Below are 26,736 nucleotides of genomic sequence, written 5' to 3'. Positions count from 1 at the left end.
GACGCCGACGCGAAGGCTCCGGTGGAGTGATCGATGGACTGCACGATCCGGCCCGCGCGCGAGGACGACGCGGCTGACATCAGCGGCGTCGTTTGGCGTGCGCTGCGCGAGACCAATGCGAAGGACTATACCGACGAGATCATCGCGCGGGTCGAGCGCAGTTTTAGCCCGGACGCCGTGCGGGAGCTGATCGGGAAACGCGCCGTCTTCGTCGCGACCGTTGGCGAGCGGGTCGTTGGCACGGCGAGCCTCGACGGAAGCGTCGTCCGCACCGTTTTCGTAGCACCGGATGTTCAGGGTCGCGGAATCGGCAGGCTGCTGATGGCCGAGATCGAGCGCACCGCGCGGGGACGGAGCATTGCGGCGTTGACCGTGCCGTCGTCCGTCACCGCCGAGTCGTTCTACGCAAGGCTCGGCTTCAAGGCCGTGCGCGACAGCTATCATGGCGACGAGCGCACGATCATCATGGAGCGGATGCTCGCTCAATAGTGCGTATCGCGGGAGTCCCCTGTGATTGCGGGGCGCGCCTCTTGATCCATGCAAGGCGGCTACAAGCCACGAAGCAGGACGATCGCGATAGCGCACAGTCCGGCGCGACGTCATTGCGATGTCGTGGATCATCTCTATGCAACTGTCGCGGATAATTCGAACTGCCACTACCGCGAAGGCGGCTGTGCCCAGCGCATTGATTCCCGGGCCAATGAGAGGATTGAGTCGTGAAGAACAATTATTCGGCCAACAGCGACCCGGCCGTAACAAATGACTCATCTCAAGGTTATGCGGTCGGTTCGATATGGACCAACGTCGCTTCCGGCACCATCTGGCAATGCTCGAGCGCGATCGTCGGTGCGGCCGTCTGGATGAACATCGGACCCGCATCTATCCTCGCGCGCGCCCGCGGCAATCTCGCATCACGAGCTCCAACGATTTACGACAATTTCGACGCTCCGGACGAGACGCCGGTGCAGGGCCGGATCAGCGCGACCGGACAAACTTGGTTTTGCACTGGACCCGGCGTATCGACGTTGAAGATCGTCGGGGCCAGCATGACGGCCCAGGACAACTGTTACAACTATCTGCCAGTCCAGCCTGGCACGTTTTATCGACAGTCGGAGGTCGTTTCCTTTCTGCCTGTCCCGGGCGGATCGGGCGACCGAGCCAATGCGAACTCTGTGATGTTTGCCTCCGCAGATACCCAGTTTACACAGACGGAGGGCAAGTTCTTTCATGCACAGGTGGCGGCCGATGGCTACACGCTGCAGCAAACCGCGACCGGAACTAATGGCCTGAACGCCGGCGTGTTTGGTTTCGGCACGTGGGAAACACCGTGGCCCACCGATGGCACGCCGATGAATTGTTCGATCGAGTACGATTTTGTCGGTCGAACGGCCACCATTTTTGGACCGGACGGCCAGTCCCACACCCATGCGTTTGCTGCCGCGGCCAGTGGTGATGTCGGGATCCAGCAAGCCGACATCAATTATGTAGGCTGGCAACTCGGTCGGACCTCGTTTTCCCTGTACTATTGGATGGTGGAAAGCGGTCCCTCTTTTGCCGCTGCGCTTGCGTCCAGCGGCAATGCTGCTCCGATGGGTATAGTGTCGCCGATTTACGGCTCAGGATTTCGCAGGCTCAAGCCTTTCTCGCTCAAGCTCGCAGGCGGCGGCAACGCCTGGTTTCGAGTGATGACGGGAGAAGCCAACGGCAATCCAAACTGCTCGAATTGGGCGATCGCAGGCACGATGCAGTTGGACGCAACCGACTTTAGTGGCGGTACGGGTGGCTTGGCTTCCAATGCCTGGAAGTTCGACTGTACGTCGACGCTGGGTGGAAACTTCCCCTATCCGAACCCCATACTGACGCACCGGCAGGGCGTCGTGATGAACCAAAACAACCTGATCACGCAGGCGCGGCTGTCCGTTTCCCCGTCATTCGCCTCACCCCATGTCGCGCTGGATCTCTTCGTCGTGAACGGGTCCCATGATCCGGCAACCGTCACAGGGATCTTTCAGGGATACGGAGAAATTCTTGCCGCGCCTATCCGTGGTGTTTCTCCCCTCGACAGCACAAAGGTCGTGACACTGAATTTCGCCAACGGGACTTGACATTCAGGCGCGCAGCTGTGTCCGAGAAGCGTCTAAAGCATGATCCGGAAAAGTGCGCAGCGGTTTTCCGAATCATGCTCAAACAACAACCTAAAGCGCGATGACGATCTATCCTGATCTCATCGCGCTTTAGGTGTCGCCCTACGACGCTAAACCTCTTCTCCGGCAACAGCGAACCGTTCTGTCGAAAAATTTCGTCTCGCATTCTCTGCCTAAGCGCTTTCCCGGGAGGGCACCGTTAGCGGTGTCGGTTCAGCGGCGAGCGCCTCGTCCTCGCTCGCGGGCCTTCGCAAAGAAAAGCTCTTCCGCAGCTTGAGTGCGGGCTTCTCGATGAAGTGCCAGGAGAAGGCCGCGAACAGCGCCGTCAGGACCAGGCTGGTGATGAAATTAAAGGCGTTGCTGCGAATGTCCGGCAGGAGCCAGTTCACGGTTTGCTGGATCGGGCAGGAATAGAGATAGATTCCGTAGGAGTAGTCGCCCGTGCCGAGAATCCCAAGTCTTGGAAGCGGCGTCAAACCCAGGAAAACCGTGATGTAGGCCAGCATCGGTGTGGTTATGGCCTGGACGAGTACCGATGCAATCCAGTCTTGCGTCCCAATGAGCTGGATCGCGGCAAGGCAGGCAAAGCAGCCCGCGACGAGCGACCACCTGAATGGGATCGCATACCGGAATTGATAGAAGAGCAATCCAGCCAGAAACGCCGGGATAAGGCGCGCGGAACCACGCTGGGCAAAAATGTAGGTGAGCGAGTCCAGAATCGGACCCGGATGCGGTGCCGTCAGTTGAAGCACGATGCCGCCGGACACCACGAGAACCGTCAATGCCAGCACCAGCAGAGGCCTCTTGAGCAGTCCCAGCAGGATGATGGCTGACATGATGAGATAGCAGAACATCTCGTGAGGGACAGTCCACAGCGACCCGTTGACAATCCCCGCCTCATGCCCGTTGAGAAACCTCGTATAGTGAGCGTTCTCGAAGACGCCCGGCAGCTCGTATTGAATGAGACCGACGATGCTGAGGAAGTACTTGAAGAATCGTGGGTCAGTGAAATAGGACGTGAAATCAAGGCTCGTCACGAGAGGACCAAGAACCAGTGCCGAGAGAACGATTTCCACGACCAGAGCCGGCATGATCCGGAATCCGCGGTTCAGGATGAACGAGCTGAAAGCGAGCCGTTGTGCACTTCCTCCGATCAGGAAGCCGCTGAGAGCAAAGAACATCGGCAGGATCGAAAACTGAAACAGCCAGACCGGATCGAGCGGGGACCACGTTCCGGTAATCAGCGGAGCATGAATAAGCACAACGCTGACGGCGAGAAATATCCGCAGGAAGTCAAAGCCAGGTCCGAACCCTTGAACCTCGTCTAGTCGTTGGCCGATGCTCACGGAAGTCCTCTGAATTTTCTTGTTGTCGTCCCGCGAGCTTAATGAACTCGGTCGCGGCCGCAGCAAAGCCACGTCATCTTTCGGGACAGCGCCAGGTTGTTTGGGATGGATCGCGCGCGCCATTCTTTGCAGCGCCTTTGCGAAGTTACGATGACAGCGGCATGGCGAGGCCCGTCGCGCCGTCAACCTGCTCTCACCTCCACTGCCAACATCAACAAGAGCCATTTGCGCGGAGGCATGACCTTGATCCTCCCCGCCAAATAGACCACCATCGCGCATCTTACCGCTCACGGCAGAATGGGCGAGGAAACGCGCATGAACGCAACTCCCGGGGTTGGTCTGGTCGAGCGGGCACAGGCGATCGCGCCGCTGATTGCGGGCGAGGCCGACGAGATCGAGCGGACGCGGCGGCTGACGCCTGATGTCGTCGCCGCGCTGATCGAGAACGGGCTCTACCGCGCTTTGCTGCCGCAAAGCCTCGGCGGTGCCGAAGCCCCAATCGACAGTTTCATGCAGATGCTGGAGGAGATCGCGAAGGCGGATGCGTCCACCGCCTGGTGCCTCGGCCAGTGCAGCGTCTGCGCCATGATCGCGGCCTGGCTCGATCACGACACCGCGCATGAGATCTTCAACCAGGCGCCCGGCATCCTCGCCTGGGGCGCGATCGCGCATGAGGCACGCGCGGTCGAGGGCGGCTATCGCGTCACGGCGCGCTGGGATTTTGCCTCGGGCTCGCGGCAGGCGAGCTGGCTCGGCGCGCATGTGCGCATCGTCGCCAGCGACGGCATGCCGCGCAAAAATGCCGACGGCTCGACGGAGGTGCGCACCATCCTGTTTCCGGTCGGCAGCGCCGTGATGCACGACGTCTGGCAGGCGATCGGGCTCGCCGGCACCGGCACGGATTCGTACGAGGCGAGCGATCTCTTCATCCCTGAGCGCTTCACGGCGTTTCGCGACGTACCGGCTGCGCTGGTTGAGAAGGGGCCGCTCTACCAGATCGGCACCGGCTCGACCTTCAGCCTCGGCTTTGCCGCGGTCTCGCTCGGCGTCGCGCGCGCAACGCTGGATGCCGCCATCGCGTTGTCGCGGGCAAAGCACCAATCGCTTGCGGCCAGCGCGATGCGCGACAACCAGGCGGTCCAGGGCCTGATCGGCCGCACCGAGGGCGACCTTCGCGCCGCGCGCGCCTATCTCTATGCGACCGCGAATGCGATGTGGCGCGACCTCTGCGTAACAGGCGAATTCAGCGCCGCGCATCGCAGCGCCGTGCGGCTCGCCGCGACCTGGACCATTCACCAGTCGGCAAAAGTGGTCGACGCCGCCTATCACATGGCCGGCGCGACCGCGGTGTTCCGCAGCAATCCGTTCGAGCGACGGTTCCGTGACATGCACGCCATCGCGCAGCAGATCCAGGCGCGCGACACGCATTACGAGGACGTCGGCAAGATGATCCTTGCCGAAAATCGATAGTCACCGGTCAGCACTGCGGCGCTTTGTCTCGCATTCCCTTGTGGCGCATCCTTCGAGACGCCCGCGATGCGGGCTCCTCAGGATGAGGTCTTGTTTTGCGGCGAGATGCCAGACCCTCATGGTGAGGAGCCCGCATCGCGGGCATCTCGAACCATGAAGGCCCACATACGCTTTCGAAGCGCAGCCGAGGTGGCCTGTCCTCCATGCGTCCACTGCATTGAGTCATGCAAAAGGACCGTAGCGTTTCCGTTGAATCACGGGGGCCATGCCGCGCTTGTTGTTAAGCAATTTCTGGGACCTTTCCGCAAAAGCAAAATTTGGAAATGCCTGGGAATTTTCGATGTTCAAGATCAAGTCGATTGCCGCTCGCCTGATTCTCGCCATCGCGCTCACCGTTGCGATCGCCTGCGCCATCCTCTCCGGCTTCTCGATCACCCAGCAGCGGGCACTGACACGGCTCGCACTCGATCAGCAGCTCAAGCTGCAATATGACAGCGTGATCGCGGCAATCGACTACGAGGGCCGTTCGGCGCTGGCGGTCTCCACCGTCATCGCGGCGCTGCCGCCGGTGGGCGACGCCATCGCCAAGGGCGACCGCGACAGTCTCCTCACGCTGCTCGGCGACGCCAACAAGGCGCTGAAGGCGCAGGGCATCCCGCTGATCACCTTCCAGCTTCCGCCGGCGACCTCGTTCTTCCGCGTCCACACGCCAAAAACCTTCGGCGACGACGTCTCCGCGCGCCGCGCCACCGTGGTCGAGGCGCTCAAGACCGGCCGCCAGATCGTCGGCGTCGAGCCCGGCCGCGAAGCGCTCGGCATCTTCGGCATGACCCCAATCGTGCGCGACGGCAAGAACCTCGCCAATGTCGACGTCGGCGCCGCCTTCGGCAAGGAATTCGTCGACCGCGCCAAGAAGCGGTTCGGCATCGACCTCGCGGTCTATTCGGTGGACGGCAAGAATTTGAACAAGCTGTCCTCCACCTTCGGCGAGAACGCGGTCGCCAAGCCCGACGAGCTGAAAGCCGCGATCGACGGCGCGCCGCTGCTGCGCGAGGCCGAGCTCGACGGCCATCCGGTCGCGGTCTATGCCGGGCCGATCAAGAACTATGCGGGGCAGCCGGTCGGCGTGCTCGAGATCATCAAGGACACGACGGAATACGAGGCCGCCTTCTCAGCCGCGGAACGCAACCTGATCCTCGGCACGGTCGCGATCCTCGCCGCCGCCGTCCTGCTGGCGTTCCTGCTCGGACGCGGCCTGTCGCGGCCGCTCACCGCGATCACCGCTGTCATGAACCGGCTGTCGAGCGGCGACACCGGCGTCACCATTCCCGGCAGCGAGCGGCCGGACGAGCTCGGCACCATGGCCAAGGCGGTCGAGATGTTCCGCCAGAGCATGCTGGAGACCGGCACGCTGCGCGAGGCGCAGGAGGCCGACAAGGCCAAGGCGGAGATCGAGAAACAGGCGCTGCAGCGCCAGATGGCCGATCGCTTCGAGGCCGACGTCAAGGGCGTGGTGGGCGCGGTCGCCAAGGCGACCGAGGGCATGCAGAGCGTCGCCGGCGAGATCACCTCCAGCGTCAACGGCACCTCGCAGCGCGCATCCGCCGCTGCGACGGCGTCCGAGGAGGCCTCGACCAGCGTCAACGCGGTTGCGGCCGCGACCGAGGAACTGGCCTCGTCGGTCAGCGAGATCGGCCGTCAGGTCACCCATTCCAGCCAGGTCGCGAGCGGCGCGGTGACCAAGGCCACCGAAGCGACCGAGATGGTCACCAGCCTTGCCGGCGCCGCCGAGCGTATCGGCGACGTGCTGCGGCTGATCAGCGAGATCGCGAGCCAGACCAACCTGCTGGCGCTCAACGCCACCATCGAGGCGGCGCGCGCGGGCGAGGCCGGCCGCGGCTTTGCCGTCGTCGCATCGGAGGTGAAGGAGCTGGCCAGCCAGACCGCGAAGGCGACCGACGAGATCGCGAGCCAGGTCTCGGCGATCCAGGCCGCGACCGGCAATTGCGTCACCGCGATATCCGGAATCAGCGACACCATCCGCGAGATCAGCGGCATCGCCACCACCATCGCCGCCGCAGTCGAGCAGCAGGGCTCGGCGACGCGCGAGATCGCCCGCAGCGTACAGCAGGCCTCCGCCGGCACCACCGACGTCTCCGCCAACGTCGCCGGCGCAAGCCAGGCCGCCGACCAATCGCGCGCGCTGGCCGGTAACGTGATGGTGGCATCCGGCGAGCTCGGGCAGCACGCGTCGGCGCTGATGAAGAGCGTGGATACGTTCCTGGCGAGGCTGCGGGCGGCGTAAGCGCCGCGCGACCAGCCGCGACCTGTTTGACCTAAATCAAGTCTGGCGCAGCGAGCCTGCCTCCGAATAGGCTGTCGATGGCCGCGCCCAAGCGCCGCCGCACAGCACGGAGATGGTTATGAGGTTTTCGAACTCTCTGCGTATTGCCGTTCTCGCTGCAGCCGGCGCCCTGCTCGCCACGGGTGCCCAGGCCGGCCCGATGCCGACATCTGTGGCGACGATCAAATCGATGGTCGATCCTGTGACCACCGAAGTGCGCTGGGGCTACGGCTACCGCGGCGGCTACGGTTACCGCGGCGGCGGATGGGGCTATCGTGGTGGCTATGGCTATCGTGGCGGCCTGGCCTATCGCGGCTACGGTTATCGTGGCTATGGCTATCGCGGTTACGGCTACCGGGGCCTCGGTTACGGCGTCGCGGGTGCCGTCGTCGGCGCCGGGATCGCAAGCGCCTATTACGGGGGTTCTCGCGGTTATTATGGTGGCGGTTATTATGGTGGCGGCTATCCCGCCTACAGCTATCCGCCCGCTTACGAATATGACGGCGGCTTCCGCTTAATCGACGACTCCTGCATGCCGTCCGGCCCCTACTCCGGCTACTAGAAGCCAATCTGCCGAGGGCTAAGCCACCAGCGCGATGTCACGATGTCACCGTCGATGGCGCGCCGAAGGTGCGCTGTTCTCTCCACACGTGAGATCGTCGATGGACCTGTACCCCCTCACCCGGAATTCAAGCTGCGCTTGAATTCCGACCTCTCCCCGCAAGCGGGGCGAGGTAAGGGTCACTCAGGCCACCAGCGCCGTATCACCATCAATGCCGCGCTGGGCGGCCAGGAGGCTGATGATCTCGGCGTTCGGGCGCGCCTTGCTGAACAGAAAGCCCTGGCCCTCGTCGCAGCCTTCGGCGCGGAGGCAGCTCAGCTCGGCCTCGGTCTCGACGCCTTCGGCGGTGATGGTGACGCCGAGGCCTTTGCCGAGGCTGACGATGGAGCGGATGATCGCCTGCGCCTCGCGGTTGGCGCCGAGATCGCGCACGAAGGACTGGTCGATCTTGATCTTGTCGAACGGGAAGCTGCGCAGATAGCTGAGGCTGGAATAGCCGGTGCCGAAATCGTCCATCGAGATGCGCACGCCGAGCGCGCGCAGCGCATGCAACGTCGCCAGCACCTGCGCGCTCTTCTCCAGCAGCAGCGTCTCGGTGATCTCGAGCTCGAGCCGGCGCGGCGGCAGGCCGGAATATTTCAGCGCGTCCGTCACCATCGAGAGCAGATTGCCGCTGCGGAACTGGAGCGGCGACAGATTGACGGCGACGCGGACGTCGTCGGGCCAGGTCGCGGCATCCAGGCACGCCCGGCGCAGCATCAAGCCGCCGAGCGGATTGATCAGGCCGGTGTCCTCCGCGACCGGAATGAACTCGGCCGGCGAGACCATGCCGCGCTCGGCATGCGGCCAGCGCACCAGCGCCTCGAAGCCGGTGATGCGGCCGCTCTGGAGGTCGATCAGCGGCTGGTAATAGGGGCGCAGCACGTCGTTCTGGATCGCATCGCGCAGCTCGACCTCGATTTTGCGGCGGCTCTGCGCCTTCGCATCCAGCGCGGCCTCGAAGAAGGCGAAGGTGCCGCGCGCATCCTGCTTGGCGCGCGACAGCGCCATGTCGGCGCTCTTGAGCAGCTTTTCGGAATCATCGCCGTCGCCCGGCGCCATCGCGATGCCGATGGAGGCGCCGATCACCACGGAATGGCCGTCGAGCAGATAGGGATCGGAAATGGCTTCGAGCAGGCGTTTTGCCAGGCCCACCGCGTCCTCGGGACGCGCCAGGCCGCTCTGCACGATCGCGAACTCGTCGGAGTTGAGCCGCGCCAGCGCGTCCTCTTCGCGAAGCGTCGAGCGCAGCCGCTTGGCGACGCCGCGCAGCAGCTTGTCGCCGACGGCGTGGCCCAGCGTGTCGTTGACCGCCTTGAAATTGTCGAGCCCCAGCATCAGCAGCGCGACCTTCTCGGCGCTGCGGCGGGTGTGCAGCAGCATCTCGTCGACCTGCTGGCGCAGAAGGTTGCGGTTCGGCAGGCCGGTGAGCCCGTCGTGCTGGGCCATGAAGGCAAGCCGCGCCTCGGCGCGCTTGCGCTCGGTGATGTCCATCAGCGCCAGCAGCACCGCGGGCCGCTCGGCATAGGTCAGCTCGCGCGAATAGATCGCAAGGTCGATCAGCGCGCCGTCGGCCTTGACGTGCTTCCAGGTGCGCGCGGCCTGCTCCTCGCTGGAGCGATCGGTGGTCCAGGGCGGCTCGCTGTCGAAGGCCTGCAAGGAGCGGATCTTCAGCTTCTCGAACTCGGCGCGGCTATAGCCGTAATGCGCGATCGCGGCGTCGTTGACGCCGAGGATGCGCTCGTCGTCCAGCGCGCAGACGATCATGGGGACGGGATTGCCGTCGAACAGCAGGCGGAACGAGGCCTCGCGCTGCTTCAATTCGGTGATGTCGACGCGCAAGCCCACGACGCCGCCGTCATCGGTGCGGCGTTCCTCGATCAGGATGACGCGGCCGTCCGACAGCGTCTGCTCGTGGCGCTTGCCGGGCTCGTAGAGCTTCTTCAGCCGCTCGGCGATCCACTCGTCCTCATGGCCGGCGGCCTCGGGATAGTCGCCGCGGGCCACGCCGACGCGCAGCGTGTCTTCGAGGCGCGCGCCTTCGGCGAACAGATCGGCGGTCTTGCTGTAGATCTCGGAATATTGCTTGTTCCAGAGGACGTAGCGGCCCTCGGGATCGAGGATCACGATGCCCTGCGGGAGCAAATCGACGGCCTGGCGCAGCCGCTCATGCGATTTGCGCGCTTCAATGATGGCCGCTTCGGCTTCGGCGCGGCTCTGCACGAGCTGGTCGCGCTCGACGCGGTGCGGCGCGCGCGCAAAGCGCGGCTTGCGCGGCCCCTCGCCGGCCAGCCCTTTACGCTTTCGCTTTGCTTGTTTTCGGTACCCCAAACTCAACTTCACATGTCCTAGCCGCGCCCAGTGGCGCAAGTTTTGCGACAAGTATCTGAAAGAAAAGTAATCTTCGCTGATCCCGTTCCCTGGGGGCACGGCGCGCGACGGCCAGGCACCGGACCGGTTTGCCTGTTTGGGAGGCGCACATAGTACGTGAATGCGCGTTCGTCCTGTTCCTGCTTCGCAATCGGAGAGCGTGAAGCCGCAAAAACGCGCGCTGGCCATGAATCAATTCCACGGCGCGCGTCCGATTGCATGCAGGAACAGGAGAATCTCGCTCCGCGCACGAATATTGGTCAATGCAGGATAGGGTTATCGCGCCGTTAAAATCGGCGGCCGTCCACGCAAAAATCTACGACTTTCGACGGAGCTTGGTTGGACATGCGGATCGTCGTGTTGCGCGCGCCCTCGCGCTGGGCCAGCGCGGACAGGGCCGCCGCGCGAGCCGCACCAAAGAAAAAATGTCGTCATGAAAATGCCCTTTGCCACGGGCTTACGGCTGTAAAGACGGCGTGAGATGGCGCTCTCCTGACAAGCCTCATTCTTACCCCTGACGTGGCGTTGGGCTATAAGGATGCCAGCATGAGTCGCCGCCGCCTCGCCCCCCTCCTGCTCGTCATGACGTTCCTGGCCGCCGGCGGCGCGCTGGCCCAGGACAAGGGCAGCGTGACCCCGAAGCCGCTGCCGCCGCTCGCCAATCCCAACGATCCGCATCTCGGCGCCAAGGAGCTGTTCGCGCGCAAGCTGCTGCCCTCGACGGGGCCGGCGCGTGTCATCGGCTCCTACAGCAAGGGCTGCATCGGCGGCGCGATGCAGATGCCGCTGAACGGCGACAATTGGCAGGTGATGCGGCTGTCGCGTAACCGCAATTTCGGCCACCCCGACATGATCGCGCTGATCAAGCGCCTTGCGGCCAGGGCGCACAAGGACGCGGGATGGCCGGGCATCCTGGTCGGCGACATCGCCCAGCCGCGCGGCGGGCCCGCTCTCTCCGGGCATGCCAGCCATCAGATCGGCTTGGACGCCGACATCTGGCTGACGCCGATGCCGGACCGCAGGCTCTCGCGCGAGGAGCGCGAAGAGATTTCGGCGGTGATGATGGTGCGGCCGGACCGGCTCGACATCGATCCGAAGGTGTTCACGCCTTCCCACGTGCTGGTGCTGCGCGACGCCGCGCAGGAGCCGGGGGTGCAGCGCATCTTCGTCAATGCCGCGATCAAGAAGGCGCTGTGCCGCGAGGCCAAGGGCGACCGCTCCTGGCTGTCGAAGATCAGGCCGTGGTGGGGCCACGATTATCACTTCCACATCCGCATGCGCTGCCCGGCCGGCGCCGGCGAATGCGAGGGCCAGCCGTCGCAATCCGAGGACGAGGGCTGCAAGCCGTCCGATCTCGCTTATTGGTTCAGCGACGCCGTGCTGCATCCGCAACCGCCGCCGGAGCCGCCGAAGCCCAAACCGCCGATGACGCTGGCGCAGATGCCTGCGGCCTGCAAAGTGGTGCTGCACGCCGGCGACGCGAAGCCGTAGCGTGCCGACCGATGTCGTCCCGGGGCGCGCAGCGAGCCCGGGATGACGAACTCGAGAGTTGGTGCGCCTCCCCTGGTGCGCTAGGATCGGCGCGCCGCTCGGCCGTAAGCCCGCGGCATCCCGGGATGCGCATCCCGTCCTTCAACAAACCTGACCGCAAGCCGCGCGTCCTCGCGTGGCCAACGATGAGATTTGACATGCGCGTCCTTGCTCTCCTTGCCGTGCTCTCGCTCAGCGCGACCTCCGCCTTCGCCGCGGAGGAACCCAGCGGCTGCGACAAGTTCAAATGGCCGATCGAGCGCGAGCGCGCCGCGCTGACCGCGCCGGATCGTGCCAGGCTCGCGTCGGGCGCCGAGCAGGCCGCGCTGCCGGCCACGGCCATCACGCTGGGGCTGGTCGCGCCCCAGGAGGCAAAGCTGCCGACGCCGCCGGAGCGGGCGCCGAAGGACGGCACCTTTGCCGGCTTCACCAGCATCAAGGCGGCGAAGGCCGGGCTCTACACGATCAGCCTATCCTCGGGGGCCTGGGTGGACGTGGTCCAGGACGGCCATTTCCTCAAGCCGGTGGCCTTCAGCGGCGCCACCGATTGCGACGGCATCCGCAAGACCATGAAATACGAGCTGTCGGCCCAGCCTTTTACGCTCCAAATCAGCGGCGCGAAGGATAATTCGCTCTCGATTGCGATCCTGCCCGCACAATAAGCGGGTCTGGTTAGACAAACGGTCGCCTTTGACCTGAGGCCCCAGCCTGCTATCTTCGCAACTGCGATATCCCTGCCGGCCGTAAGCCGTCGCAAGGCCCGTGGAACAGCGCTTCCGCCCGTCGCACTTGACCCACCCAACGCCAGAATTGCGCGTGCTTTGGCGCGCGCCTGCTCGGACGGAGCGCTACTCATGATTCGTATTGCCGGACTTTTCACCGCCTTCGTGCTTCTCGCGAGTGCGGCCCTCTCGCCCGCCAGTGCCGAGGACAAGACCATCACCGTGTTCGCCGCGGCCTCGATGAAGAACGCACTCGACGAGATCGATGCGGCCTACACCGCCAAGACCGGCGTCAAATTCAGCGTCTCCTATGCCGCGAGCTCGGTGCTCGCCAAGCAGATCGAGCAGGGCGCGCCGGCCGACGTGTTCGTCTCCGCCGACACCGACTGGATGGACTACGCGATCTCCAAGAAGACCATCAACGAGCCTTCCAGAGTCAATCTGCTCGGCAACAGCATCGTGCTGATCGCGCCGAAGGACTCCAAGGTCGACAACGTCACCATCGCGCAAGGCTTTGACCTCGCCAAGCTCGCGGGCGACGGCAAGATCGCGACCGGCGACGTCAAGTCGGTGCCGGTCGGCAAATACGCCAAGGCCGCGCTGGAGAAGCTCGGTGCCTGGCAGGCCGCCGAGCCGAAATTCGCCATGGCCGAGAGCGTGCGCGCCGCGCTGACGCTGGTTGCCCGCGGCGAGGCCAATCTCGGCATCGTCTATTCCACCGACGCCAAGGTCGAGCCCGGCGTGAAGATCGTCGGGACCTTCCCGGCGGATTCGCATCCCGCGATCATCTATCCCGTCGCCGCGACCACGACCGCGAAGCCCGAGACCAACGACTATCTCGCCTTCCTGCGCTCGACGGCCGCCAAGACCATCCTGGAAAAATACGGCTTCAAGTTCCTGGTCAGCCCGACGACCTGATCTTGCGACCTGAATTTTGCGATCTGATTTCGACGACCTGATATCTTCGACTTGATGTTCGACATCTCTCCCGCTGAATGGACGGCGATCCTGCTCTCGCTCAGGGTCGCCGTCATCGCCACGCTGGTCGCAACGCCGTTCGGCATTGCGCTGGCATGGCTGCTCGCCCGCAAGGATTTCTGGGGCAAGTCGGTGCTCGATGCGGTCGTGCATCTGCCGCTGGTGCTGCCGCCGGTCGTCACCGGCTATCTGCTGCTGCTCACCTTCGGCCGCCGCGGCCTCGTCGGCGGCTTCCTCGCCGATTATCTCGGCATCGTGTTCGCGTTCCGCTGGCCCGGTGCGGCGCTCGCCTGCGGCGTGATGTCGTTTCCGCTGCTGGTGCGGCCGATGCGGCTGTCGATCGAGGCGATCGACCGCCGGCTCGAACAGGCCGCCGAGACGCTCGGCGCGGCCCCCTGGAAAGTGTTCTTCACGGTGACGCTGCCGCTGGCTCTGCCCGGCGTGCTCGCCGGCATGGTGCTGGGCTTTGCCAAGGCAATCGGCGAGTTCGGCGCGACCATCACCTTCGTCTCCAACATTCCCGGCGAGACGCAGACGATTTCCTCGGCGATCTATTCGCTGATCCAGACGCCTGATGGCGATACTGCCGCGGCGCGGCTGGTGGTGATCTCGATCGCGCTGGCGATCGGTGCGCTGATCGCCGCCGAATGGTTCGCCCGCCGCGCCACGCAGCGCCTGCACGGGAACTGACCATGCTGCGGGTCGACATCGAAAAGAAGCTCGGCGAATTCTCGCTCCAGGCATCGTTCACGAGCGAAGGCCGCGTCATCGGCCTGTTCGGCGCATCGGGCGCGGGCAAGAGCTCGCTGGTCAACATGATCGCGGGGCTGCTGCGGCCCGACCGCGGCACCATCGTGATCGACGGCGAGACCGTCGACGATACTGCGGCCGGCATCCATGTGCCGACCTATCGACGCCGCATCGGCTATGTGTTCCAGGACGCGCGGCTGTTTCCGCATCTCAACGTCGCGCAAAATCTCGACTACGGCCGCCGCATGAACGGCCTCGCGGCCGATCCGGCCCAGCACAAGCGCATCATCGACCTGCTCGACATCGGCGCTTTGCTCGATCGCCGCCCCGGAAAACTCTCCGGCGGCGAACGCCAGCGTGTCGCGCTCGGCCGCGCGCTGCTGTCGAAGCCGCGCCTGCTGCTGCTCGACGAGCCGCTCGGCGCGCTCGACGAGGGCCGCAAGCTCGAGATTTTGCCGTATCTGGTGCGGCTGCGCGACGAGGCCAATGTGCCCATGGTCTATGTCAGCCACGACGTCGCCGAACTGCGCCAGCTCGCGACGCAGATCGTGATGCTGAAGCAGGGACGCGTGACGTCGTTCGGCGGGGTGAAGGTGCTGACGTAGGCCGCGCTGACGATTGCGCCGCGCTGCCGCAACATCCACCGCTGTCATGCCCCGCGAAGGCGGGGCATCCAGTACGCCGCGGCGTTTCGGTTCTAGCCTTGCTGTCTCTGGAATACTGGATTGCCCGCTTTCGCGGGCAATGACACCGAGAGAGTTCACCGCCTCCGCCGCTTCGCCTTCACCGCCGTGAATACCGCGGCCAGATCCTCGCTCGCCGGTACCGCATCGTCATCCAGATGCAGCCGGCTCTCGACATGCAGAAAATGCTCGCGCGAGACCGCAATCGCCCGCGCGACGTCGCGGGCGCGCAAGGCCTCGACGATGGCGCCGTGCTCGTCCACGGCGCAGATCGAATCCGTCGCGGGCTCGTAGACCGAGACCATCACCGAGGAGCGGCTGAGCAGATCGGCGAGGAAGCGCGTGAGCTCGGCATTGCCGAGCGCCTCGACCAGATGGACGTGGAACGCGCCCGACAGCCGCACCGAGGCGGCACGGTCGCCGCGGGTGGCGGCGGCGCGCTCTTCAGCGAGATGCGCGGTCAGCTTTTCGATCAGGGCATCGTCGACCAGGCGGACGAGCTGCGTCAGCACGCCGGCCTCGAGCACGCGGTGCGCCTCATAGACGCTGCGGACGTCGTCGAGCGTCGGGCGCGGCACGCGGGCGCCGCGGTTCGGGATCATCTCCAGCCGCCGCTCTGCGCCCAGGCGATGCAGCACCTTGCGGATACGTTCGCGCGAGACACCAAAGATGTCGGCGAGCGGAGGCTCGGCGAGCTTGGTGCCGGCCTTCAGCTTGCCCTCCAGCAGCGCGTGCAGGATGGCCTGATAGACCGCCTCATCCTCTGCCGGATTGGCCTTACGGTTTCCTGGCCCATTTCGCCTGCGCTGCGTCGCCATGGCGATAGCTAGGCCCAAAGGATGCGCAGCGTCACCTCCAAAAAATGTGCACATTTGCCGCGGGACTGCGCAGTCGGCCAAACTCAAAATCACTCAATCAATTGAAATTACTTGCCTTTATAAAAATGTGCACATTTGGCACGGCGCTTGCTGCTGTCTCAAGGCAAGCTTTACGCACAACAAACGGGACAAGCCCATGCACACCCCCTCCCGACGCAGCGTTTTGAAATCCGGCGCGGCCCTCGCCGCGGTCCTGGCGGCCCCGGCGCGGTTGCGCGCCGCGCCGAAGGAGATCGTCATCGGCGGCCCCGCGGGCGCCGCGAAATATTTCAACGCCGACCTGTTTCCGGTGCTGGAGAAGAAGCTCGACTGCAAGGTGCTCTATGAGGGCACCAACTCGCTGACCAATCTGCAGAAGATGCAGGCCGACAAGGCTGCGCCGAAGATCTCTGTCGTCATCATGGACGATCCCGTGATGCTGCCGGCTTCAAGCGAGGGCCTGATCACCAAGATGTCGGCCTCGTCGATCGCCAATCTCGGCAAGCTCGTGGACGGCTCGGTGCACCAGGACGGCATGTGGGCGAACTATCAGCGGCCCTGGGCCGGCATCGCCTACTCGACCAAGCGCATGAAGCCGGCGCCCGCAAAGTGGTCCGATCTGTGGGACGCGAAATATGCCTCGCGCGTGATCGTGCCTTCGCTCTCCAACACCGAAGGTTTCTGGACGCTGCTCGCAGCCGCGCATCTCGAGACCGGCAAGCCCTACAAGGAAGCGCAGTACGAGATCGACGCCGCCTTCAAGAAGGTGAAGGAGCTGAAAGCCAATCTGCTGAACGTCTATACCAACGCGCCGCAGGCCATCAATCTGATGGAGCAGGGCGAGGCCTGGATGATCGGCGGACAGTTTTCCGCCTACACGCTGATCCGGAAAGCCGAGGGCTCGCCGGTCGATCTCGCCGTGCCGCAGGATGGCGGCTTTGCGATGCCCTCGGGGATCGCGAAGGTGGCGGGCGCGCCGGCGGGCGATCTCGCCGATGCCGTGATCGATTTCTTCCTCAGCCCGGAAGCGCAGACCATCCTCGCCGACAAGGCCTTTGTCGCACCGACCAACAAGGGCACGCCGACGCCGGCGGGCTTCCCCGATCCCGCCTCGCTGTTCGCGCCGGACTGGGCGTTCGTCGCCAAGAACCGCGCCGGCTGGGTGGACCGCTGGAGCAAGGAGATGACATGAGCGAAGCCGCGCCGCATCTGGTCGTCCGCAGCGTCTCCAAACGATACGGGCCGACCACGGTCCTCGACCATATCGACCTCACCATCCGCCGCGGCGAGCTGGTGACACTGCTCGGCCCCTCCGGCTGCGGCAAGACCACGCTGCTGCGCGCCATCGCGGGGCTGGCGCAGCCGGACGCGGGCAAGGTCGAGCTCGCCGGACGTGACATCACGAACGTGCCGCCGCACAAGCGCAATGTCGGCGTCGTGTTCCAGAGCTACGCGCTGTTTCCGCATCTGACCGTGGCCGGCAATGTCGCATTCGGGCTGAAGGTGCGCGGCGTGGCCAAGCGCGAGATCGACGCGGCGGTCGATCGCGCGCTGTCGCTGGTCAAGCTCGGCCATCTCGCGGGACGGCGCATCTCGGCGCTGTCGGGCGGTCAGCAGCAGCGCGTGGCGCTGGCGCGCGCGATTGCGGTCGAGCCCGACGTGCTGCTGTTCGACGAGGCGCTGTCCGCGCTCGATCGCAAGCTGCGCGAGGAGATGCAGGTCGAGCTGCGCCGCCTGCTCCAGGAGGTGAAGGCGACCGCGATCTTCGTGACACACGACCAGGACGAGGCGCTGACCATGTCGGACCGCGTCGCGGTCATGAACAAGGGGCGCATCGAGCAGCTTGCCGAACCGCGCGAACTGTATCTGCGCCCCGCCAGTCTGTTCGCGCTCAATTTCGTCGGGCTCTCCACGCGGATTTCCGGCACGGTGCTCGCGGCCGGCAACGGCAAGGTCGAGGTCGAGACCAAGGTCGGCCGCCTCTCCGCGCTCGGCAATTTCCAGACGGGCTCTCCCGTCATCGTCGCCGCGCGGCCCGAGCAGCTTCGGATCGGCGGCGAGGGCGAGACGAACTCTGCGTCGGGGCGTGTCCGCTCCGTCGTGTTCCAGGGCTCGCGCACGCTGGTGGATGTCGATGCCGGCGCGGGCGAAAGCCTTCTCGCCGAACTCTCGGGGCGCGACGGCGCGATCCCGGGCGTGCACGACGAGATCCGTCTGAGCTGGCCCGTGGCCGAGACCTTTGCGTTTCCGATGGAGGCGCAGGCATGAGCGAAGCAGCACTCTCCGCGCCCGTCGCAGCCCCCGCGGTCGATCGCGAGCGGCTCACGGCGATCGGCTTCGTGCTGCCCTCCTTCGTCATCATCGCCGGCGTGTTCGCGCTGCCGCTGCTGCTCCTGCTCGGCGTCAGCTTCGTCGACGCCAACGGGTTCACGCTCGCCAACTACAAGCGCCTGCTCGGCACGCCCTATTATCTCGGCGTGATCTGGAATTCGCTGCGGCTTGGCCTATTGACCACCATCATCGCCTTCCTGATCAGCTATCCCGCCGCCTTCGCGCTGGCGCGCGCCCGCGGACCTTTACGCTCGGTGCTGCTGGCGACGCTGTTCCTGCCGCTGGCGGCCAGCGTCATCGTCAAGGCGTTCGCCTGGACGATCCTGCTGCGCAGCGACGGTATCGTCAACGAGACGCTGATGGCGCTCGGCATCGTCGAAGACCCGATCCGGATGATCTTTACCGAGACCGCGCTGATCGTCGGCGCCGTCAACATCTTTCTGCCCTTCATGATCCTGCCGATCTACGCGATCGTCGCCCAGCTCGATCCGCGCTACGCGGAGGCGGCTTCCACGCTCGGCGCCTCGCCGGTCGCGACGTTCTTCCGCGTGATCCTGCCGCTGACCCTGCCCGGCATCATCGCCGGCGTCGCGCTGGTGTTCTCGCTGTCGGTCTCCGCCTATGTGGTGCCGACGCTCCTGATCGGCGAAAAGTATCCGACGCTCGCGACCACGATCGCAAAGGCGTACCTGCTGGCGCGCGAGCCCGGGTTTGGCGCTGCCGCCGGCGTGGTGCTGCTGGCGATTGCGATTGCCGTCGTGACGCTGAGCGCGCGCCTGTCGCGGGAGCCGAAGTGATGACGCGGACCGCAATCATCGTTTGCTGGGTGATGGCGATCGCTCTCGCCCTGTTCCTGGTGCTGCCGCTGCTGGTGATCGCAGCGGCCAGCTTCTCGCCGACGCCGGTGTTCGATTTGCCGCTGACGGGCGCGTCGACGCGCTGGTATGGCCGGATCGGACGGCTCGACGGCTTCTGGCCGTCGCTGTTGCTGTCGCTGCAGATCGCGCTGCTGTCGACCGCAATCTCGCTGGTCTGCGGCACGCTGGCTGCCATCGCGATCGCGCGCGGAAAGCTGCCGGGCGCCGACGTCTTCGCAACAGCCCTGGTCTCGCCGCTGATGATGCCGGGCCTCGTGCTCGGCATCGCGCTGCTGCAGGGCTTTCGCGCCGTCGGCTTCAACACGCCCTGGGGCACGCTATTGGTGGCGCATCTCGTGATCACGCTGCCTTACGTCGCGCGCACGATGATCGCGGGGCTGGCGCGGTTCGACTTCACCTTGATCGAGGCGGCGCGCACGCTCGGCTGCACCTATTCCGGCAGCGTGCTGCGGGTGATGGTGCCGGCGCTGGCGCCATCGTTCCTGATCGCGGGGATCTTCTCGTTCCTGGCCTCGTTCGACAATTATCCGGTGTCGATCTTCCTCGCCGACGTCCGTACCAAGACGCTGCCGATCCGGATGCTGCAATATATCGAGGAGGCGCCCGACCCGACGCTCGCCGCGCTCTCCACCCTCATTCTCCTGGGCACGGTGATCCTGCTGTTCGTCAGCGACCGCGTCGTCGGCCTGCACCGCATGGCCGGAACCTCGGACTGATTCCATGAGCGAACCGATGCCAACCACCTCCCATCGCGACTTCGCCGGCTATCGCGGCAAGCCGCCACATGCGCGCTGGCCGAACGGCGCGCGCGTTGCGGTGTCGCTGGTGGTGAATTTCGAGGAAGGCTCGGAGTTCTCCGTCAACGATGGCGATGCCGGCAACGAGGCGATCTACGAGGTCGTACACAAGCTCGACGGCCCCGACAGCTGCATCGACAGCCATTTCGAATACGGCACGCGCGCGGCGTGGTGGCGCATCATGGACCTGTTCGACGGCTACGGCGTCAAGGCCACCGTGAGCTCCTGCGGCCACGCCGTCGAGCGCTCACCGGAGCTGGCGCGCGATGCGATCGCACGCGGCCACGAGGTCTCGGCGCATGGCTGGCGCTGGCAGAGCCATGCCGACATGGACAAGGCGACCGAGCGCGAGGTCATCGCGAAAACCGTAGCGGCGATCGCGCGCGTCACGGGGCAGCGTCCGGTCGGCTGGCACACCCGCTCGGCGACCTCGCCGAACACGCGCCGCCTGCTGGTCGAGGACGGCGGCTTTCTCTACGACAGCGACGCCTATAATGACGATCTGCCCTATTACCGGGAGATTTTGGGCAAGCAACATCTGGTGCTGCCCTACGCCTTCGACACCAACGACATGCAGTATTACAACGCCTCGCGCTTCAGCGGCGCGGACTTTGCCGACTATGTCATCGACGCGTTCGAATGGCTGAAGCGCGAAGGCGAGACGGCGCCCAAGATGATGTCGATCGGATTGCATTTGCGCATGATCGGCCGCCCCGGCCGCATCGGCGCGCTGGACCGGATCCTCGCACACATTGCGAAAAGCGGCGCCGCGTGGATCGCGCCCCGCGCGGCGATTGCGCGGCACTGGAGGGAAGTGGTGCCGGCGGGGGTGTGATGCACTCTCCGTGCCCCGGACGCAGCGCATCACGAAGTGGTGCGCTGCAGAGCCGGGGCCCACAGCGGCATGGGTCCCGGCTCTGCGCAGCAACGCTTGCGCGTTGCAGCGCGTCCGGGACACGAGACTTTCTCAAACCCCCGCCACCGAGGTCCACACGTCCGCGAGCTTCCGCCGCAGCGCCTGGCGGCGGGTCAGCGGCGGCGGCGTCTCGTCTTCCTCGGGCAGGCGGAGGCCAACGACGTTGACGCGGCCGCCGGAGATGCTGCGGGCGACCAGCACGATCTCGTCCAGCGCAAGCTCCGCACCCTCCTTCGGCGCGCGGTCGAGATGGACGTCGAAATAGTCGGCGAGCGTGAGCTTGGCCTCGTCCTCGCTCACCTTGACGCCGTAGATCTCCGCAAGCTCGGCCAGCGTGTGCTCTCCGGAGACCATGAAGTCGCCAAGCAGATGCGGATCGGGCGCCGAGCTCTGCTGCATGTCGACGAAGAAGCGGTCGAGCGCATCCGCCTTTTCCGGCGGGGCCAGCAGGTAGATGTAGTCGCCGGGCGCGATCGGTTCGGCTTCCAGCGGCGTCAAAATGTTCTCGTTGCGGATCACCAGCGTCGGCTTCGACCAGGACGGGATCAGGCCGCGCCGGAAATACAGGCTCTTGGGCCGCACCGAATAGCCGACGAGTTGCTGCTCGAGCTGGCCGGGCAGGTCGAGCTCGACGCGGCGCGGGCCGCGCTCGGTGCGCGGCAGCGCGACGTGCAGCTTGCGCGCGGCCGGCGCCAAGGTCCAGCCCTGCAGCAACAGCGAGATGATGACGACGACGAAGGCGACGTCGAAATAGAGATAGGCCTTGGACAGGCCGACCAGCATCGGGATCGAGGCCAGGAAGATCGCGACGGCGCCGCGCAGGCCGGTCCAGGCGATAAAGATCTTTTCGCGCCAGTTGAAGCGGAACGGCGCCAGGCACACGAACACCGCGAGCGGCCGTGCGACCAGCATCAGCACGAATGCGACGGCGATTGCAGGAAGCGCGCTGGCGCCGAGCCGGCTCGGCGAGACCAGAAGGCCGAGCAGCACGAACATCACGATCTGCGCCAGCCAGGTCGCGGCATCGAGGAAGGCCACCACCGAATTATGCGCGCGGGTCGGGCGGTTGCCGATGATGATGCCGGCGAGATAGACCGCAAGGAAGCCGGAGGCGTGCATGATCTGCGAGCCGCCGAAGATCACGAGCGCGCCCGTGGTCACGAACGGCGCGTGAAGGCCCTGCGGCAGCGCCACCTGGTTGAGCGCGATGACGACCAGACGTCCGCCGATCACGCCGACGACGGCGCCGAGCACCGCCTCCTGGACGAACTCCATCACCACATGCCCGGCCGAGCTCGAGCCCAGCGAGATGTATTCGACCAGCATCAGCGTGAGGAAGATCGCGAAGGGATCGTTGGTGCCGGATTCGGCCTCCAGCGTCGCGCCGACGCGCGGACGCAGGCGCAGGCCCTGGGTGTGCACCAGCAGGAACACCGCGGCGGCGTCGGTCGAGGCCACGACGGCGCCGACCAGCAGCGATTCCGTCCAGTTGAGGTCGAGCGCGTATTTGGCGAACGGCGCCGTCACCAGCGCGGTCAGCAGCACGCCGACGGTGGCGAGCACCACCGATGGCGCCAGCACGGTGCGGATGCTGGCAAAGCGCGTCTTCAGGCCGCCGTCAAACAGGATCAGGGCCAGCGCCACCGAGCCGACCAGATAGGTGGTGCGGACGTCGTCGAACTGAAGCTGCCCGGGGCCGGAATCGCCGGCGAGCATGCCGATCGCCAAGAAGACCAGCAGCAGGGGCGCGCCGAAGCGCAGCGCGAGCAGGCTCGACAGGATACCCGCCATGACGAGGACGGCGCCGAGTAATATGGCGAGGCTGACAGAGTCGAGAGAGGCCATCCACCTTCCGGGTACAAATCGCTGGAATTGCATCCATATCGTCGCTGCACCGGCGCGCCAACCCATTTTCTCCCGCTCGCGGCAATCTGCCCGTATTTTGCGGCCTTAACGCGCTTCACTTCGCGGTGTATCGATGGCTGGGCCGTGTCCTTTGTGGGATTCTGCGGCGCCCTCGAATCAGCCCCACGACCTGCCTCCCGACGAGACCTTTCCGACGAGACCCTTCCGACGAGACTTGCCCGATGGATATGAAAGACTTCATGGAGTTCGTGCAGACCACCGCACGCAGCGTCGGGGCGGAAATCGCGTCACCCTGGTTCTACCTGCAATTCGGCCTGATGCTGATCGCGGCCGGCATCGCCTATGCCGCGGAAACCACCATCCGCAACCGCGTCGACATGAGCTCGCTGGCGATGCGCTGGCCGCTGCCGCTCCGGCACTTTGCCCGCGTGATGGTCTCCAGCGCCTCGACGGCCGTGTTCACCCTGCTCGTGATCATCTCGCGGGTGGCGATGTACCATGCGACCTGGCCGAGCCGCTCCTATCTGCTGATGGTCGCGGCCAAGCTGGGCTTCGCCTGGCTCGCGATCCGGCTCGTGACCTCGGTGCTGCGCAACGCCTTCATCGTCAAGCTGGTGTCGATCACGGCGTGGTTCGTCGCGGCGCTGTCCATCATCGGCCAGCTCGATGCCACGGTCGAGCTGCTCGATTCCGTCGCGATCGTGCTCGGCGGCCTCCGGCTGACGCCGCTGCTGGTGATCAAGGCCGGCGCGCTCCTGCTGATCGCGCTCTGGCTCACCAACATCGCCAGCAATTTCGCCGAGAGCCGGATCAACGCGACCACCGACCTCACGCCGTCGGTGCAGGTGCTGCTGGTCAAGATCATCCGGATCGGCCTGCTTGCGGTCGCGATCGTGATCGCGCTCGGTGCGGTCGGCATCGACCTCTCGGCGCTTGCGGTGTTCTCCGGCGCGGTCGGCGTCGGTATCGGTATCGGCCTGCAGAAGATCGTCGCCAATTTCATCTCGGGCATCATCCTGCTCGCCGACAAATCGGTGAAGCCGGGCGACCTCGTCACCATCGGCGACAATACGGGGCGCATCAGTGCGATGAAGACGCGCTATATTTCCGTCGCCGCCGGCGACGGCCGCGAGTTCCTGGTGCCGAACGAGGACCTGGTGACGCAAAAGGTCGTCAACTGGACCTATACCGACAAGAACACGCTGGTGAAGATCGCCTTCGGCACCAATTACGACGCCGATCCCCGACTGGTGACCAAGCTCGCCGCCGAGACCGCCGCCGCACATCCGCGCGCGACCAAGGGCAAGCCGCCGAACAGCATTTTGACCGAGTTCGCCGAGGCCGGGATGAAGTTCTCGCTGACCTTCTGGATCGCGGACCCCGACGGCATGGACAATGTCAAAAGCGACGTCATGCTGGCGCTGTGGGACGCCTTCAAGCGCGAGGGCATCCGGGTTCCATATCCGGTCCGTGAAATCCGCGTCCGCGGCGGCGCTCTGCCCGTGGAAACCACCGTAGAAGTCCCGAATTAGGCCCGCTTTCGGGCGCAAACGGCACGCTTGGCTTGCATGAAGGCCCACGATCATTAGATTAGGGCCTGAAATCAAGCCCTTCCGCCGACATCGAGCCCGCAAAGACAGCACACGCATGAGCTACGTCGAAGCCACCGATACCTCCCTGCGCAAGACCGGACAGATCAAGCTGCACGGGCCGGGCGCCTTTGCCGGCATGCGCAAGGCGGGAGCGCTGGTGGCGAAGTGCCTTGACGAGCTCACCGACATCGTCGGCCCCGGCGTGCCGACCGAGCGCATCGACCAGTTCGTCCGCGACTTCGCCTTCAGCCACGGCGCCTTTCCGGCGACGCTGATGTATCGCGGCTATCGCTATTCGACCTGCACCTCGCTCAACCACGTGGTCTGCCACGGCATGCCGGGCGACCGTCCGCTGAAGGAAGGCGACATCGTCAACATCGACGTCACCTTCATCGTCGACGGCTGGTACGGCGATTCCAGCCGGATGTATGCGGTGGGCCCGATCGCTCGGAAGGCCGAGCGGCTGATCGAGGTCACCTATGAAGCGATGATGCGCGGCATCGCCGCCGTGAAGCCGGGCGCCACCACCGGCGACATCGGCCACGCCATCCAGAGTTTTGTGGAGCCGCAGGGCATGAGCGTGGTGCGCGATTTCTGCGGCCATGGCCTCGGCCGCATGTTCCACGACGAGCCGAACATCATCCATATCGGCCGGCCCGGCGAAGGCGTGCAGCTCAAGCCCGGCATGTTCTTCACCATCGAGCCGATGATCAATCTCGGCAAGCCGCATGTGAAGATCCTGTCCGACGGCTGGACCGCGGTGACCCGCGACCGTTCGCTGTCGGCGCAGTTCGAGCACTCCGTCGGCGTCACGGCCACCGGCGTCGAGATCTTCACCCTGTCGGAGCGGCACGGCGAGAAGCAGATCGGGTGATCGGGCTAGCGCCGCCGGCGGAATGATGACGGCGCCCGCTTGTAGGTTGCGGCAAAGGCGTCGTTGAAGCGGCGAACGCTGCCAAAGCCTGCCGCAAACGCAATCTCCGCTAACGTCATCCCGGTCTGGTCGATCAGGCGCTTGGCCTCCTGCACGCGCCGTGTCGCGGCGATCTCGCTCGGGCTCGCGCCGGCATGGCGCATGAACAGGCGCAGCAGATGGCGCGGCCCGACGCCAAGCGCGTCCGCAAGCTCCGCCATCGATGCCCAATCCAGAAAGCCGTCATTGATCAGGCGCATCCCGCGCGCGACGGTGGTGGCCGTGCCCATCCAGGCCGGCGAGCCCGGCGCCGTTTCCGGCCGGCAGCGCAGGCACGGGCGAAAGCCGGCCCGCTCGGCCGCGGCCGCTGTCGCATAGAAGGTGACGTTCTCGGAACGAGCGGGACGGACGGGGCAGACCGGCCGGCAATAGATCCGCGTCGAGCGCACGCCGGAAAAAAACAGGCCGTCGAACGCGCGGGCACGCGCGAGGCGCGCGCGGTCGCACGTGTCCCGGTCGAGATGCGGTGGCAGCGTTTGCCGATGCGCCGAGCCTGTTGCCATCAGGCAAGAATAGTGTCCGCGCGAGCCATCGAGTAGCCGAAATCGGACTCGGTCGGGCGATGAGGTCCGAATCCGGCCAGCCTGTGCCGCCGCTCCGGATCATGGTCCCGCTCCATCCAGGAGCAGATTCGCATGAGCATGCAGGCGCAACGAACGACGTCAGGACAAACCACTCTCGTGTTCGAGATCGGGCTTTTGCTGCTGCTCTCGCTGATCTGGGGCAGCTCGTTCACGCTGATCAAGGTCGCGATCCCGACGATCCCGCCCTTCACGATGGTTGCCGCACGCGTGACGATCGCGGCCATGCTCCTGGTCCTGATCGCCCGCGTGCAGGGACACGCTTTTCCGGACCGGGGATCGGTCTGGGCGGCTTTCTTCGTGCAGGGACTGCTGCAAAGCGCATTGCCGTTCACCCTGATCAGCTGGGGCGAAGCCCATATCCCGAGCGGCCTCGCCGGCGTGCTCAATGCGACCCCGCCGATGTTCGTGCTCGCGATCGCGCTGGTCGCCGGACGCGGACGGCAGACCGTCGGCGGCCAGAAGATCATCGGCGTCAGCCTCGGCCTTGCCGGCGTCGCGATCACGATGGGTCCTGATGCGTTGTCCGGGATCGGCACTTCAGCACCGCTGGCGCAGGCCGCCGCGCTGGGCGCGAGCCTGTGCTACGCGCTCGCGCCGATATGGGGACAGCGGTTCTCGAAGCTTCCCGCGATCGTCACGGCCGCCGGGGCCATGAGTTGCGCGGCGATCCTGATGCTGCCGGCGGCCGCCGTGCTCGAGCAGCCATGGGCGCTGCCGTCCCCACCCGTGGACGCAATCGCAGCCGTGATGATCCTCGCCGTGATCTGCACCGCGCTCGCCATGGTGATCTATTTCCGCTTGATCCGCACGCTCGGCCCGCTCGGCACGACCAGCGGGAGTTACCTGCGCGCGGGATTCGCGGTGGCGCTCGGCATTGTTTTTCTTGGCGAGCGCTTTACCTGGTCCGGTCTCGCCGGAATGACGTTTATCCTCGCCGGCGTGATTGCCGTCACCATGCCGCTGCCGGCGCGACGCGCCAAAGAGCCGGCCGGCTGATTGTCGCG

The 26,736-nt window shown here is 65.5% G+C and carries 23 protein-coding genes; 18 read left to right on the top strand and 5 right to left on the bottom strand.

Annotated elements, in window-relative coordinates:
• Positions 1 to 33 precede the first annotated feature (33 nt).
• Positions 34 to 489: a GNAT family N-acetyltransferase gene (locus VGR99_RS28960; protein ID WP_326903369.1), complete on the top strand. Its 456-nt coding sequence runs from the start codon at positions 34 to 36 to the stop codon at positions 487 to 489.
• Between the two features lie 227 nt (positions 490 to 716).
• Complete coding sequence (locus tag VGR99_RS28955; protein ID WP_326903368.1) at positions 717 to 2,105, top strand: hypothetical protein; 1,389 nt, start codon at positions 717 to 719, stop codon at positions 2,103 to 2,105.
• Positions 2,106 to 2,317: 212 nt separating this feature from the next.
• Here the strand turns inward: VGR99_RS28955 and VGR99_RS28950 are convergent, their stop codons facing one another.
• On the bottom strand, positions 2,318 to 3,613 hold the full coding sequence (locus VGR99_RS28950) for an acyltransferase (protein ID WP_326903367.1): 1,296 nt from the start codon (positions 3,611 to 3,613) through the stop codon (positions 2,318 to 2,320).
• A 192-nt stretch (positions 3,614 to 3,805) separates the two neighbouring features.
• On the opposite strand from VGR99_RS28950, the gene VGR99_RS28945 reads away from it, so the two are divergent.
• From VGR99_RS28945 to VGR99_RS28935, 3 genes are all read left to right on the top strand, one after another.
• Entirely contained in the window at positions 3,806 to 4,960 is a 1,155-nt protein-coding gene (locus VGR99_RS28945) for an acyl-CoA dehydrogenase family protein (protein WP_326903366.1), read from the top strand.
• A gap of 340 nt (positions 4,961 to 5,300) precedes the next feature.
• Entirely contained in the window at positions 5,301 to 7,265 is a 1,965-nt protein-coding gene (locus tag VGR99_RS28940; protein ID WP_326903365.1) for a methyl-accepting chemotaxis protein, read from the top strand.
• Between the two features lie 118 nt (positions 7,266 to 7,383).
• Positions 7,384 to 7,866 carry a hypothetical protein gene (locus VGR99_RS28935; protein WP_326903364.1) on the top strand — a complete coding sequence of 161 codons (483 nt, stop codon included), beginning with the start codon at positions 7,384 to 7,386 and terminating at the stop codon, positions 7,864 to 7,866.
• Between the two features lie 183 nt (positions 7,867 to 8,049).
• On the opposite strand, the gene VGR99_RS28930 is transcribed toward VGR99_RS28935, so the two are convergent.
• Positions 8,050 to 10,236: an EAL domain-containing protein gene (locus VGR99_RS28930; RefSeq protein WP_326903363.1), complete on the bottom strand. Its 2,187-nt coding sequence runs from the start codon at positions 10,234 to 10,236 to the stop codon at positions 8,050 to 8,052.
• Between the two features lie 585 nt (positions 10,237 to 10,821).
• On the opposite strand from VGR99_RS28930, the gene mepA reads away from it, so the two are divergent.
• The 5 genes from mepA (at position 10,822) to modC (ending at position 14,860) form a co-directional block, all read left to right on the top strand.
• Positions 10,822 to 11,766, top strand: a complete 945-nt coding sequence (mepA, locus tag VGR99_RS28925; protein WP_326903362.1) for a penicillin-insensitive murein endopeptidase — start codon at positions 10,822 to 10,824, stop codon at positions 11,764 to 11,766.
• Positions 11,767 to 11,963: 197 nt separating this feature from the next.
• Positions 11,964 to 12,467, top strand: coding sequence for a hypothetical protein (locus tag VGR99_RS28920; protein WP_326903361.1), 504 nt, complete (start codon positions 11,964 to 11,966; stop codon positions 12,465 to 12,467).
• Between the two features lie 192 nt (positions 12,468 to 12,659).
• Positions 12,660 to 13,445, top strand: coding sequence for a molybdate ABC transporter substrate-binding protein (modA, locus tag VGR99_RS28915; RefSeq protein ID WP_326903360.1), 786 nt, complete (start codon positions 12,660 to 12,662; stop codon positions 13,443 to 13,445).
• Between the two features lie 54 nt (positions 13,446 to 13,499).
• Positions 13,500 to 14,195 carry a molybdate ABC transporter permease subunit gene (gene modB, locus VGR99_RS28910; RefSeq protein ID WP_326903359.1) on the top strand — a complete coding sequence of 232 codons (696 nt, stop codon included), beginning with the start codon at positions 13,500 to 13,502 and terminating at the stop codon, positions 14,193 to 14,195.
• A 2-nt stretch (positions 14,196 to 14,197) separates the two neighbouring features.
• Positions 14,198 to 14,860 carry a molybdenum ABC transporter ATP-binding protein gene (gene modC, locus VGR99_RS28905; RefSeq protein WP_326903358.1) on the top strand — a complete coding sequence of 221 codons (663 nt, stop codon included), beginning with the start codon at positions 14,198 to 14,200 and terminating at the stop codon, positions 14,858 to 14,860.
• 155 nt (positions 14,861 to 15,015) lie between these two features.
• Here modC and VGR99_RS28900 read toward each other — a convergent pair whose 3' ends face one another.
• Entirely contained in the window at positions 15,016 to 15,756 is a 741-nt protein-coding gene (locus VGR99_RS28900; RefSeq protein ID WP_326903357.1) for a GntR family transcriptional regulator, read from the bottom strand.
• 196 nt (positions 15,757 to 15,952) lie between these two features.
• Between VGR99_RS28900 and VGR99_RS28895 the strand changes: the two genes are divergently transcribed.
• From VGR99_RS28895 to VGR99_RS28875, 5 genes are read left to right on the top strand one after another with little or no spacing between them, the layout of a single operon-like run.
• Positions 15,953 to 16,987 carry an extracellular solute-binding protein gene (locus tag VGR99_RS28895; RefSeq protein ID WP_326903356.1) on the top strand — a complete coding sequence of 345 codons (1,035 nt, stop codon included), beginning with the start codon at positions 15,953 to 15,955 and terminating at the stop codon, positions 16,985 to 16,987.
• Positions 16,984 to 18,063, top strand: coding sequence for an ABC transporter ATP-binding protein (locus VGR99_RS28890; RefSeq protein ID WP_326903355.1), 1,080 nt, complete (start codon positions 16,984 to 16,986; stop codon positions 18,061 to 18,063). The genes VGR99_RS28895 and VGR99_RS28890 overlap by 4 nt, the downstream gene beginning before the upstream one ends.
• A complete protein-coding gene (locus tag VGR99_RS28885; protein ID WP_326903354.1) occupies positions 18,060 to 18,923 on the top strand; it encodes an ABC transporter permease in 864 nt (287 codons plus the stop codon). Before VGR99_RS28890 ends, VGR99_RS28885 begins: the two co-directional genes overlap by 4 nt.
• Positions 18,923 to 19,720 carry an ABC transporter permease gene (locus VGR99_RS28880; RefSeq protein ID WP_326903353.1) on the top strand — a complete coding sequence of 266 codons (798 nt, stop codon included), beginning with the start codon at positions 18,923 to 18,925 and terminating at the stop codon, positions 19,718 to 19,720. The genes VGR99_RS28885 and VGR99_RS28880 overlap by 1 nt, the downstream gene beginning before the upstream one ends.
• A gap of 16 nt (positions 19,721 to 19,736) precedes the next feature.
• The gene (locus tag VGR99_RS28875) at positions 19,737 to 20,636 is read left to right on the top strand and encodes a polysaccharide deacetylase family protein (protein WP_326903352.1); all 900 of its coding nucleotides are present in this window, start codon (positions 19,737 to 19,739) and stop codon (positions 20,634 to 20,636) included.
• Between the two features lie 132 nt (positions 20,637 to 20,768).
• On the opposite strand, the gene VGR99_RS28870 is transcribed toward VGR99_RS28875, so the two are convergent.
• Positions 20,769 to 22,562: a potassium/proton antiporter gene (locus VGR99_RS28870; protein ID WP_326903351.1), complete on the bottom strand. Its 1,794-nt coding sequence runs from the start codon at positions 22,560 to 22,562 to the stop codon at positions 20,769 to 20,771.
• A 242-nt stretch (positions 22,563 to 22,804) separates the two neighbouring features.
• Between VGR99_RS28870 and VGR99_RS28865 the strand changes: the two genes are divergently transcribed.
• A complete protein-coding gene (locus tag VGR99_RS28865; protein WP_326903350.1) occupies positions 22,805 to 24,115 on the top strand; it encodes a mechanosensitive ion channel family protein in 1,311 nt (436 codons plus the stop codon).
• Positions 24,116 to 24,230: 115 nt separating this feature from the next.
• A complete protein-coding gene (gene map / locus VGR99_RS28860) occupies positions 24,231 to 25,049 on the top strand; it encodes a type I methionyl aminopeptidase (RefSeq protein WP_326903349.1) in 819 nt (272 codons plus the stop codon).
• Between the two features lie 5 nt (positions 25,050 to 25,054).
• Here the strand turns inward: map and VGR99_RS28855 are convergent, their stop codons facing one another.
• Positions 25,055 to 25,651 (bottom strand): bifunctional transcriptional activator/DNA repair enzyme AdaA, encoded by a 597-nt coding sequence (locus VGR99_RS28855; protein ID WP_326903348.1) that lies wholly within the window; start codon positions 25,649 to 25,651, stop codon positions 25,055 to 25,057.
• Positions 25,652 to 25,783: 132 nt separating this feature from the next.
• Here VGR99_RS28855 and VGR99_RS28850 point away from each other — a divergent pair, with 132 nt between their 5' ends.
• The gene (locus VGR99_RS28850) at positions 25,784 to 26,728 is read left to right on the top strand and encodes a DMT family transporter (RefSeq protein ID WP_326903347.1); all 945 of its coding nucleotides are present in this window, start codon (positions 25,784 to 25,786) and stop codon (positions 26,726 to 26,728) included.
• The last annotated feature ends 8 nt before the right edge of the window (positions 26,729 to 26,736 follow it).

The sequence above is a fragment of the Bradyrhizobium sp. genome (assembly GCF_035935975.1).
In the GTDB taxonomy this organism is placed as follows: Bacteria; Pseudomonadota; Alphaproteobacteria; order Rhizobiales; family Xanthobacteraceae; genus Bradyrhizobium.
This window is presented reverse-complemented; position numbering and strand designations above follow the sequence as displayed.